The organism is Dokdonella soli, from assembly GCF_039523175.1.
In the GTDB taxonomy this organism is placed as follows: Bacteria; Pseudomonadota; Gammaproteobacteria; order Xanthomonadales; family Rhodanobacteraceae; genus Dokdonella_A; species Dokdonella_A soli.
Window position 1 is genome coordinate 241,974 of sequence record NZ_BAAAEU010000024.1, and the last position, 11,893, is coordinate 253,866.

Genomic DNA, 11,893 nt, shown 5'->3' on the forward strand with positions numbered 1-11,893 from the left:
CGCCTCGTGAACGGGGTGGAAGGAACCTTGGCGGGAGTGACTGCAGTCCCGATGCCTTGTCCTATTTTCCCGCGCGCTGGCGCAAGGCTTCGAACAACGCGATTCCGGTGGCGACCGAGACGTTCAGGCTCTCGACGTCGCCGCGCATCGGAATATGCGCCAGGAAATCGCAGTTTTCGCTCGTCAGCCGACGCATGCCTTCGCCCTCGCTGCCGAGCACGATCGCGATCGGGCCATTGAGGTCGACCGCATAGATCGACTGCGGCGCCTCCTTGCTGGCCATGCCGACTAGCCAAACGCCGGCATCCTTCAGCCCCTTCAACGCACGCGCGAGATTGGTCACCGCGACGATTGGCACACGATCAGCGGCGCCTGACGACGCGCGGCGCACCGTCGGCGTGACACCGACCGCGCGATCCTTCGGCACGACCACCGCGGTTACGCCGGCCGCTTCCGCGCTGCGCAGGCAGGCGCCGAAATTGTGTGGATCGGTGACGCCGTCGAGGACCAGGAACAGCGCATCACGCGCAGCCTTCTCGACCAGCTCGGCCAGCGCCGATTCCGGTAGCGGGGCGGGCGCGTTGTAGTACGCGACAACGCCTTGATGACGCCCGCCGCCGGTCATGCGATCGAGTGCGGCGCGGTCGCGCGCATGCGGCTTCACGCCGAGCTCGCGCGCGCGTTCGCCGAGTTCCTTGACGCGCGCGTTGTGGCTGCCGATCTCGATGTACAGCTCGACGAGATTGCCGACATCGTGGTTCAGCGCGGCTTCGACCGCGTGGATGCCGATCAGGAGTTCATTGCTCATTGTTGATAAAGGGTCGACTGAATAAGGACAGTTGGAATTCGTTTGGGAAGCTTCGCGCGTCAGCGACTCGAGACCAGCCGGAAATCGATCTTGCGGTCCTCCAGGCTCGCGCGCAGTACCTGCACGCGCACCTCGTCGCCGAGGCGGAACTTGAGGCCACGCCGCTCGCCGGTCAGCAGGCGCCGTGTCGCGTCGAAGTGGTAGTAGTCGTTCGGCAGCTGCGTGATGTGCACGAGGCCACTGATCTTCGATTCGGTCAATTCCACGAACAGGCCGAACGAGGTGACGCCGGCGACGATGCCGTCGAACTCGCTGCCGACGTGCTTCTCCATCCATGCGCACTTGTAGCGCTCGTCGACATCGCGCTCGGCTTCGTCGGCGCGGCGTTCGTTGTGCGAGCAGTGCACGCACAGGCTGGCCATGTCGCTCGGGCTGTACTGGTATTCCGCCGGCTTGCCGCCGCCAAGCGCGTAGCGGATCGCGCGATGCACGAGCAGGTCCGGGTAGCGACGGATCGGCGAGGTGAAATGCGTATACGACTCGAGACCAAGCCCGAAATGACCGGGATCGTTCGGTTGATACACGGCCAGGCTTTGCGAACGCAGCAGCACCGATTCGATCAGACTCGCATCGGGGCGCTTGCGCACCTTCTTCAGCAACGCCGAGAAATCACCCGGCGTGACCTGCGAGATCGGCGGCAGGCTCAGCTTGAACTCGCGCAGGAATTCGAGCAGATCCTCGTACTTCGAGGCCGGCGGCGGCGCGTGCACGCGGTATGGCGTCGGGATGCGACGCTTCTGCAGATACTTCGCGGCCTCGACGTTCGCCGCGATCATGCATTCCTCGATCAGCTTGTGCGCATCGTTGCGCTCGTGCGTCGCGAGCTGCACGACCTCGCCGTTGGGACCCAGGCGGAAGTCGACCTCGGTACTCTCGAAGTCGATCGCGCCGCGCTTCTGGCGCGCCTTCGCGAGCAGCTTGTAGAGCTGATGCAGGTTCTTCAGCTGCGGCATCATGTCGGCGAGTTCGTGGCGCGCATCCGCATCCTTCTCGCCGATCGCCTGCCAGACACGGTTGTAGGTCAGACGCGCATGCGAGCGCATCACCGCCGGATAGAACTTCGAACGCGTGACCTCGCCGTCGCGGTCGATATGCATCTCGCAGACCATGCACAACCGCTCGACCTTCGGGTTCAGTGAGCAGATGCCGTTCGACAAGGTCTCAGGCAGCATCGGCACGACGAACCCGGGGAAATACACCGAAGTCGCGCGGTTGTACGCCTCCTCGTCGAGCGGCGTGCCGGGCTGCACATAGTGCGAGACGTCGGCGATCGCGACGAGCAGGCGGAAGCCGTTGTCGTTCGGTTCCGCATAGACCGCGTCGTCAAAATCCTTGGCGTCCTCGCCGTCGATCGTGACCAGCGGCGTCGTGCGCAGGTCGACGCGGCCCTTGATCTCGGCTGCCGAAACCTCGGGTTCGACCTCGGCCGCATCGCGCAGCGCGACGACCGGCCACTCGTGCGGCAAGTCATGGCTCGCGATCGCCATCTCGACGACCAGCGACGGCGTCAAACGCTCGCCGAGCACCGTGAGAACCTTGCCCATCGGTCCGCGCTGCACGTTCGGCTGGTCGGTGATCTCGACGACGACGATCTGGCCCGAGCGGGCGCCGCGGTCCTTGCCCGGCGTGATCAGCACATCCTGGTGCAGGCGCCGGTCGTCCGGCGTAACCAGCACGAGGCCGTTTTCCTCGACCACGCGCCCGACCAGGCGCGGCGAGCGGCGTTCGAGCACCTCGACGATCGCGCCCTGGCGGCGCCCACGCCGGTCGACGCCGACCACGCTGGCGAGCACGCGGTCGCCATGCAGCACCTTGCGCATCTCGGCCGGCGACAGGTACAGGTCCTCGCCGCCCTCCTCGGGCCGCAGGAAACCGTAGCCCTCCGCGTTCGCGATCACGCCGCCGCGGATCAGGTCGAGCTTGCTGGCGACTCCGTAGCCGCCACGGCGATTCTGGATCAGCTGGCCGTCGCGCAGCATCGCGGCGAGCCGCCGTGTCAGCGCATCGAAATCCTGCGGCGTGCTCAGGTGCAGCGCGTGCGCGATCATCTCGACCGTCATCAGCTCGCCGTGCTCCTCCAGCAGCGCGGTGATCGCCTCGCGACTCGCGATCGGCCGCTCGTAGCGGCTCGCCTCGCGCTCGGCATGGGGATCATGGATGGGTGGCGGTTTCGCCCCCTTCTTGCCCGGCAGCGGCGGCAGCTTTTCCGGCATGAATTTCGGTAGGCCGGCACGCTTGCCGGGGCCGCGCTTGTTGCGCACCGCAGGGGCGCGCGAAGTCGTTGTTTTTCTTCTTTTCAATGCTATTTCCTTGTTGTTCGGGGCCAGCGTCGCCGAGCGTGCACGCGATTGCAAGAGCGATGCGTTGACAGCTCAGGCGGCGGCCAGTATTGTTCGCGGCCCCCGGAATGGCCTGCCATCCCGGAAGGGCCCAGGTGGCGGAATTGGTAGACGCACTAGTTTCAGGTACTAGCGGGTAAAACCGTGGAGGTTCGAGTCCTCTCCTGGGCACCACATGCAGCATCTCCGATACGTGGCGATGCCCGATCGCGAGTTTGACACGAAACCCCGCCAGCAGCGGGGTTTTTTGTTGCCCGTCATCCAGCCTGCCCGCAAGGCGTAGCACCACCATGCGCCGGTGAGCCTGCCGCAGGAGGCCTGATATCCGGAATTCACTGATGACACGTCGGTAACTCACTGACGAACGTTGTCACGAGGCGCCAAACATCCCGCAGCGGCAGACGATGCCGACCACGAACTGCAGACATGTCGAAGGTAAGGCTGCGCTAGGTACCCCGATCCGAGGCCGCACCGACGGCCGCAAAATGTGCGGCCTGTCACGCTTTGCTTGCGTGACTCGCATGCGCGCGCATTACCGCATGAACATGGCACCGATATTGCTGCCATGGTGGACCACCCCCGGTCCGAACTGATTACGCAGTGCTGAGCGGACAAACGCTCAGGGAGAAAGCAATGAGGAAATACCCAGTCGCCGGTTGCGCACTGAAGGAGCGCGACCAGAGACTGCTGCAAATGTTGATGTCTCTCCCCGCTGCGAGCCGTTTTCAGTTCCTGGCAGACAAGAGCGCATTCACGCAGCCTCCGAGCATTGCGATCGTCGATACCGGATCGCCGCTTTCTCTGTCGATATACGAAGATCTCAAAAAGCGCTTTGCGCGGACCGTGCCCGTCGCGATCATCGATCCCGAGGGCGCGAAGGGCGACTGGCTGTATACGGTTCAGCGCGCCTCCCTGCTGCGCAGCATTTTCAAGGTGCTCGATTCCATCGTCGATTCGGAATTGTGGGACGGAAAAAGCGACGCGCGAACATCCCATGGTCCCGAAACGTCGGCCGCGAGCCTGGTGCAATCCGTCGACAGGCCTGCGAACGATGCCGCTTTTGTCGAAGGTTCGAGCGGCATACCCGAGCCACTCAAGGCCATCGTTGTCGACGATAGCCTGGCGGTGCGCGAACAACTGCGTGCAGCCCTCGATCGCATGGGTTTCAGATGCGATCAGGCCGCGGATGCCGACCAGGCGCAGGCCATGCTCGCACTCGCAACGTACGACATCGCCCTGCTGGATGTGGTGATGCCCGGCATGGACGGGTACGAACTGTGCCGCAAGATCAAGCAGGACCCCAATAAGCGAAGCATGCCGGTCGTGATGTTGACCAGCCGATCCTCACCGTTCGATCGAGCTCGCGGGATGCTTTCGGGTTGCAACAGCTACTTGACCAAGCCGATCACGTGGGACGAGTTCCGAACGGCGATCGACAAGGCATTGCTCAGGAATTCCAGGAACACCCGCGCTCAGCTGGCCTCGCGCGGATATGCGGGTTCAGGACAGTAATCACCATCGCTTCTTCACCACGCGCAATAGGGGTTTACCCATGCAAAAAGTTTTGATCTGTGACGATTCCGCAGCCGAACTCGCCAATTTGCGCAGCATTCTCACCGACGCCGGCTGGCATTCGGTCACTGCGACCAATGGTACTGATGCGCTGACCAAGGCAAAGAGCGAGAAACCAAACCTGATCCTGCTGGATATCGTCATGCCGGACATGGATGGTTATGAAGCCTGCCGCCTATTGCAGGCCGACGCCGAAACCAAGTCGATTCCGGTCGTATTCGTTTCCAGCAAGTCGCAGAAAGCCGATCACATCTGGAGCAAGATGCAGGGAGCGAAAGCGCTGATCGCAAAACCCTACACGCCCGAGCAGATACTGGATACGTTGAAGGCGTTTGGCTGAACGATGCCCACGTTCGCTCCGTCTTCGCTTGAACCCGTTCGAAGCCAGCGCGCGAGTATTGCGCTGCGCGTGCATCCGTCTCTTCCACTCCTGGTCTTGGACGCGGGCGTGATCGCACAGCAACTGACAGACGCGACTATCGCGCCGGTGCCTATGTGCGCGCCATGGTTCCGCGGGGTCGCGCGCCACGGCGGTCAGATCGTGCCGTTTTTCGATCTGGCCCTGTGGGTGGAAGTAGAACGCCGACGGGAGCGGGCAACGACGATGATTTCGATTGCTTCCGGACCATGTTTCCTGGGGCTGCTGGCGAGCGAACCGCCGATGATTCTTCCTGCGGGCCGCAGCATCGTTCCGTGGGCGGGAAAAGCAGATTGGATCGCACGAGGTGCGAACCCGGACGTCGCGTGCGCCTTCGATCCCCCGACATGGCTTGCGGAGATCGCCCCCACCTTGCTGATGAAGGCCGCCAGGCCCTGATCCAGCTGTAGTTGCTCATCGAGGAATGTTGAAATGTTCAAGAGCCTAAGCATCAGGACAAAGATGTACCTGCAGATCGGACTGATGATGCTCGCGCTGATCGGGCTCATCGGCGCCGCGTTTTTCCAGGGACGCATCCTTACCGATCAGATCAACGGTGCGGTGCGCACCGGTACGGATTCGACCACGCTCGTCGCGTTGGCGCGCAGCGCGCACGTGAACTTCCAGCGCCAGGTGCAGGAATGGAAGGACGTTCTGATCCGCGGCAATGATGCTGCCCTCTTCCAGAAGTACCATGATCAGTTCACCGCACGTGCCGCCGACGTGCAGCGCGAATTGGCTGCCAGCAAAGTCGCGATTGCGAAAGCTGGAATGTCGACGAGTGTGGTCGACAAACTCGTCGACGAACACGCCAAGATGCTCACCACCTACGAGACGGCGCTCAAGTCGTTCGATGCGGCTGATCCGGAAGCCGGCAAGAAGGTGGACCTCCAGGTGCGCGGCTTGGACCGAGCGACCTCGACGCAGTTCGACGAACTGATCCAGAACGTCGTCAGCAGCACGACGGCGTCACTCTCCGCACTGGAGAAGTCGGGTGCGGAGGCAACGTCCCGCTCGCTGGTTGCCATCGCCAGCGCCGCTGCCATCGCCGTCCTGGCCCTGCTGCTCTCCGTGGTCGTGGTGCGCACGATCCTGCGCAACGTGAAGAGCCTGTCCAGTGTCGTCGGACGCTTGAGTGCCGGCGATTTCGCCGCGCGCTCGAATCTGGACACGCTCGACGAACTCGGCCAATTGGGCAGCCAGTTGAACAAGCTTCTCGATGAGCGCCTCAGCGTCATGCTCGCGGCTCAACGGGAAAACGACCAGCTCAACAATTCGGTCGTGAACATCATGACCTCGGTCGCCCAACTCGCGCAGCGCGACCTGAGCATTCGCGTGCCCGTGTCCGAGGACGTGACCGGAGCGGTCTCCGACGCGATCAACATGATGACGACCTCCACCGCGCGCGCACTGGCGGACGTGAGCGGCATCTCCAGACAGGTGTCGGACAGTTCGACGCGCGTCAAGGAGCGTGCGGATGCCGTGCATTCGCTGGCAGGTGAGGCCAGTAATCAGGCCGGCGAAGCGTCGAAGGAACTGACCGACGCGGCGAATGCCTTGCATTTGATGGGCGAACAGGCCCAGAGCGCTGGCCGTGACGCGGAGCGTGCCCTGACCACCACCGGCGACGCGCTGAAGATCGTGGGTCAAACGGTCGAAGGCATCGCTTCGTCGCGTGACCAGATCCGGGAGACGGAAAAACGCGTAAAGCGCCTCGCGGAACGCTCGCAGGAGATTTCGGCAACCGTCACGATCATCGGCCAGATTGCCGAGCGCACGTCGGTGCTGGCGCTGAATGCATCGATGCAGGCGGTCGCAGCCGGAGACGCCGGTCGCGGCTTCGCAGTCGTCGCGGACGAAGTCAAACGCCTGGCCGAGAACGCGCGTGAAGCGACGCAGCAGATCGCCGGACTCGTCAACGCGATCCAGTCCGATACCTCGGAAACGCTGCAGGCCATGAACAACACGATCACCAAGGTCGTCGAAATCACCCATCTTGCGGACCGCGCCGGATCGCAGATGAACGATACGCGTCACGCGACCGAAGCGCTGGTGAATTCCGTCCGTTCGATCTCGCAGACCACGCAAGCGCAGGGCGCGGCCTCGCAACGACTGCTGGAACGCGCGCGCAGCCTTTTGACCGCATCGAAGCGAACATTGGAGGAAATCGGCGAGCAGCGCTCCGACACTGAGAGTCTGAGCGACTCGGCGTCCTCGCTGGTGCGCACGATCTCCGCGTTCCAGTTGCCCGCCTGATCCAGCGGCAGACGACTGAATGGCCGCATTCCAAACCACCCTCGAACTTGCAGCCGAGTCGCTGGACGATCTGTTGTCCGGGCTGCGCGCTGTCGAGACAGCATCCGCCCCGCAGGAAGTCGGCCCACTTCTGCCCAAGATCGCCTCCCTGCGGGCGGCAAGCGCGGGCAGTCCCGGCGTCATAGAGCTGTTGCGCGTGTGGAACGCGACGTTGCAGCAACGCGCGTCCGATGCACCCTATTTCGGCGCGTCCGAAGTCGCCAGTGCGATCGCATGGTTTTCTCGCCTGCGCAGCTATCTGGACGGAACATTGCCGCACGCGGAGCGGGCCGTTCTCGCGCAGTTGCCTGCGGACGTGGCAGGCATGCCCCAGCTCAAGCCGGTATGGGTGGCGGAGATCGCGCGCAGGCTGTCGTCGTCCGCGCCGATCGCGAGCGTGCCGCACGCTGCGCCGGCCGAACCGCCTGCGCTGGCGGCAATGGCCTTGCCTCAAACGGATCAGGACGACACCGCTTTCCTGCTCTCGCCAACCAGCATCGAGCCGGCTGAGCACGTCGCGTCTGCATTTGTCGTTGAGCAAACGCAGGTGCACATCGAGGCGTTCACCGATGCACAGGCGGATGCGGCGACTGCGCTCGCGCTGAACGATTCGTTTCCGGCGCTGCCGTTTGCAACATCGGAATCCTCGCCCGTTGCGGACTCGCTCGGCCTCGTCGGATTCCCGGACCACGACAATGAACCGTCCACGTCGGAAACATCGGTCGACGAGCAGCGAAGCGAACTCATTTGGATAAGCGACGAGGAACGCGAACTCACCAAGAAAGCCGTCGTCGAGGAATTGATGCCGCTTGCCCAGCAGTGGGTGGACGACGCGTCCGATGAGGCGCGGGCGAATACCACCGAAGCGGTCGGCTACCAGAGCGAGCTAATCGCCAATGTGCTGGATGTCATCGGCACGCAGCAGCTCGCCCGGAGTCTGCGCGCGATTCGGGAAACGATCCTCGAGCCGTCTTCGGCAGTCGATTCGGAGCGGGTTCTGCAGTGGTGCACGGGCTTGCTCATTGCCCTCGACCAGCCGGGAGAAGACAGCGCCATGCTGCTCGCCTCACTGGTCGACGGAGTACCCGCGCTCGACGACGAATGGCGCAGCGCACTGTCAGCGGAACTTGCGCGCGTGCGCATCGGGCGTGACCCTGCCCATGCAGTTGCACGCAAGCGGGAAGCGCTCGAAGAAGACGTCTCGCTGCAACCCGCAACGGACGCATTGCCTGCTGTGCTCGAAGGCATGCTGCGCGAATTGCCCGGCAACGCCACCCGGCTCGGAGCGTCGGTACGCGGCGCCGTCCTGGAACAGGATGCAAACCGGCTCAGCGAGGCGCGCCGGGTTGCGCATACGCTCAAAGGCGACGCCAACACCGTCGGCGTGCGCGGACTCGCGAGTATCACCCACGCGCTGGAAGACATCCTGGACGCCTATGCCAGGCAGCAGGATGCGCCGGATCCGCGTACCGCCGAACTGCTGGTCGACGGTACCGACAAGATCGAGGAGATTTCCGACTTCCTGCTCGGTCGCGGCCCGCATCCGGACGGCCTGCTCGATCTCTATCAGCGCCTTCTCGATGCATCCAACGCGCTCATGGAAGACGGCGGCGTGCAGCCGTCCGTCGTCGAGAAGGCGAACGCGCCACAAGAGCTCGGCCATGTGGCGGCCCCCGTGGCGAAAAGCGACCCCGGTCCCGCGCCGAAGCCCGCGACGGCAAGCCCGACCGTGCGCAATCTCACGCTCGGCAGTGACGTGCTGGATCACCTGCAGAATCTCGCCGGCGAAGCAACGATCGTATCGCAGGGAATCGATCGTCTATTGGAAGGCATCGTTGCCTTGCGTCGCGACCAGGAGGCATCGAGCCGCCATTCACAGGAATTGCTTGCGCGCCTCGATGATCTCGTCGCGTTGCGCGGCGCGGCCCTGCAATCCACGGCCATCGCGTCCGGAACGGATCTGGATCCGCTGGAAATCGACCAGTACAACGAGTTGCACGTGATCTCCCGGCAGCTCGCCGAGGCGCAGACGGACGCCAGCGTGTCCGTGCGCGGCCTGCGCCGCACGCTGAGCGCGCTTGCCGACCTGCGCAGCGAGCAGGAACGCATCAACACGGATCTGCAGCGCAGCATCCTGCGCACCCGAATGGTGCCGTTCAACCAGGTTTCCCCGCGTCTGCAACGCATTGCGCGACAGACGGCCAAGCAGGTCCTGAAACAGGTGGATCTGAAAATCTCCGGCGCAGACACGCTTATCGACGCAGAGTTGCTCGAACGCATCGTCGAGCCGATCGGACATCTGATCCGAAACGCGATCGACCACGGCCTCGAAACGCCCGAGCAGAGAGTGCGCCTGGGCAAGCCGGAAACGGCGCCCCTGCACATCGACGTCGGCGTGCAGGGCGATACCGCGACGATCGACATCCGCGACGACGGGCGCGGCCTCGACTTCGAAGCCATCCGTGCCCGCGCCGTCAATGCGGGCTTGCTCCCAGAGGGAGCGCAGGCGGATGAGAGACAGTTGACCCGTTTCGTGCTGCTGCCCGGCTTTTCCACGCGCGATACGACGACCGAAATCTCGGGGCGCGGCGTCGGCCTCGACGTTGTCAATCAACGCGTCATGGAATTGCGCGGCACCCTGCAACTGCAAAGCCGTCCGGGGCAAGGCCTGGCGGTAAGAATCAACGTGCCGGTGACCCAGACCCTGGCGAACGTCATCCTGGTCAGCGGGCAGCGGCACCGAACCGCCGTGGTCGCCTCGTCGGTCGAGCAGATCGTCGGCTTCGCGGCCGATGCCTGCCTCTATGATGAGACGAGCACGTCGCTGAACATCACGATCGAGGGCAAGAACGTCCCCGCGCTGCCGATCGAGAGCGTCTATCGCGAAAGCGCGGACGTCAACATGTGGCTGTCGGCGGGCGGCCTCGGACTGCTCATGCGCAATGCCGCCGGCGATCCGACGCTGGTGCTGGTGCGCTCGGTGGACGAGGTGCGTTCCATCGTCGTGAAGCCGGTGAGCGCACTGCTGCCACCGATACCCGCGGTGCGCGGCATCACCCAGCTTCCCGATGGCGGCCTCGCCCCCGTCGTCGATCTCAACCAGTTGCTCGCGCACAGCACGGACAGGCGCGAAACGGAACGCGCTCTGCAGTTCGTACCAGCGCCCGAGATCCCGCGAATCGTCGTGGCCGACGATTCACTCAGCGCGCGCCGTTCCCTGGAACAGCTGATGCGGGACGCCGGCTACGTCGTGGATGTCGCTAGCGACGGATTCGAGACGATCTCCCAAGTGGAATCCAAGCCGACTGCGGTGCTCTTGCTCGACATGGAAATGCCGCGCATGAACGGGCTGGAGGTTGCGCGCAACCTTCGCAACAAGCCTGCCAGCCGCGACCTTCCGATCCTGATGATCACCTCCCGAACGGCTGAAAAGCATCGCCTGATGGCCGAGGAAGCGGGGGTGACTCGAATGCTGGCCAAGCCGGTGTCCGAAGACATGCTGGTTACCCTGGTCGCGGACCTGATTGCGTCCAGAGCCTCGGTCACGGCTGACGAGTAGCTCTGCTTGTTTTAGGCATTCGTCGTCCCGGCGCAGGCCAGGACCCGGCGTCGTTGTCCGTCCGGACGCCATCTTCCTGCGCGGGTCACAGCGTGCCGTTCGCCTTTCGATGCTCGTCAATCGGAATCGGGCGGCCCCTTGAGCTCGAGCATGTTGCCCTCCGGATCGAACAGGTAGAGCGACGGCCCCTCGCCTTCCGCCCCATAGCGCGAGCCATGGTCGCCGATCCTCGCACCATGCGCGGTCAGGTGCGCGCGGAGCGCATCCACATCGAAGGCGTCCACGCGCAGGCACAGATGATCCATGTTGTGGCCTTCGGCGCCCGGCGCCGCGCCGCCCATGCGACCGAGCTTGCCGTCCACGCCGACCAGGTCGATCAGCGAGGCCCCGGCGCGCAGCTGCAGGAGGCCGATCGCGTCCTGACGCCGCTCGACCGTGCAACCGAGCACGTCGCAGTAGAACGCCTGCATCGCCACGCTGTCGCGCACGCGCAGCACCACATGGTCGATCTGCAACAGCCGGAACGGCGGAGTGTTCATCGGGATTCGGACGCTGAACGAAGGGGCGCCATGGTAACGCCGGATGCCGTTGATTCCGTCGCCGACCGGCTATAATTGCGGCTTGATGCACGCGGTGGGAGAAGCGGGCGGCCCTGCATAGGGCATGTTCCGCTGCCGAAGGCGCAACGCCCGTAATCGCTCAGGCTTGAGACCGCCGCGTACACACACTCTGGAGAGACCGGCTGCCCTCATCGGCACGAACCGGCGCCGAAGGGGCAAGAAGCGCGACCTCTCGTCGACGCTTCCAAACTCTCAGGCAAAAGGACAGAGGGGCGCCCCCAC

At 64.1% G+C, this 11,893-nt stretch carries 8 protein-coding genes, 1 tRNA gene and 2 riboswitches; of the genes, 6 read left to right on the plus strand and 3 right to left on the minus strand.

The window, feature by feature from the left end; translation table 11 throughout:
* Positions 1-61 precede the first annotated feature (61 nt).
* The gene (rlmB, locus tag ABD002_RS15090; protein ID WP_343792526.1) at positions 62-808 is read right to left on the minus strand and encodes a 23S rRNA (guanosine(2251)-2'-O)-methyltransferase RlmB; all 747 of its coding nucleotides are present in this window, start codon (positions 806-808) and stop codon (positions 62-64) included.
* 59 nt (positions 809-867) lie between these two features.
* On the minus strand, positions 868-3,081 hold the full coding sequence (rnr, locus tag ABD002_RS15095; protein WP_343793292.1) for a ribonuclease R: 2,214 nt from the start codon (positions 3,079-3,081) through the stop codon (positions 868-870).
* A 215-nt stretch (positions 3,082-3,296) separates the two neighbouring features.
* Here rnr and ABD002_RS15100 point away from each other — a divergent pair.
* The 6 genes from ABD002_RS15100 to ABD002_RS15125 all read left to right on the plus strand — a co-directional run bounded on the left by ABD002_RS15100 (position 3,297) and on the right by ABD002_RS15125 (position 11,051).
* A tRNA-Leu gene (locus ABD002_RS15100) sits at positions 3,297-3,381 on the plus strand.
* A 459-nt stretch (positions 3,382-3,840) separates the two neighbouring features.
* Positions 3,841-4,719 (plus strand): response regulator, encoded by an 879-nt coding sequence (locus ABD002_RS15105; RefSeq protein ID WP_343792528.1) that lies wholly within the window; start codon positions 3,841-3,843, stop codon positions 4,717-4,719.
* Positions 4,700-5,119 carry a response regulator gene (locus tag ABD002_RS15110; RefSeq protein ID WP_343792530.1) on the plus strand — a complete coding sequence of 140 codons (420 nt, stop codon included), beginning with the start codon at positions 4,700-4,702 and terminating at the stop codon, positions 5,117-5,119. Before ABD002_RS15105 ends, ABD002_RS15110 begins: the two co-directional genes overlap by 20 nt.
* A 3-nt stretch (positions 5,120-5,122) precedes the next feature.
* Positions 5,123-5,596, plus strand: a complete 474-nt coding sequence (locus tag ABD002_RS15115) for a chemotaxis protein CheW (RefSeq protein WP_343792531.1) — start codon at positions 5,123-5,125, stop codon at positions 5,594-5,596.
* Between the two features lie 33 nt (positions 5,597-5,629).
* Complete coding sequence (locus ABD002_RS15120; protein WP_343792532.1) at positions 5,630-7,453, plus strand: methyl-accepting chemotaxis protein; 1,824 nt, start codon at positions 5,630-5,632, stop codon at positions 7,451-7,453.
* A gap of 73 nt (positions 7,454-7,526) precedes the next feature.
* Complete coding sequence (locus tag ABD002_RS15125) at positions 7,527-11,051, plus strand: hybrid sensor histidine kinase/response regulator (RefSeq protein ID WP_343792534.1); 3,525 nt, start codon at positions 7,527-7,529, stop codon at positions 11,049-11,051.
* 116 nt (positions 11,052-11,167) lie between these two features.
* Here the strand turns inward: ABD002_RS15125 and ABD002_RS15130 are convergent, their stop codons facing one another.
* Entirely contained in the window at positions 11,168-11,590 is a 423-nt protein-coding gene (locus ABD002_RS15130; protein ID WP_343792536.1) for a VOC family protein, read from the minus strand.
* An 85-nt stretch (positions 11,591-11,675) separates the two neighbouring features.
* Positions 11,676-11,775: riboswitch (glycine riboswitch) on the plus strand.
* 1 nt (position 11,776) lies between these two features.
* Positions 11,777-11,883, plus strand: a riboswitch (glycine riboswitch).
* Positions 11,884-11,893: the final 10 nt, after the last annotated feature.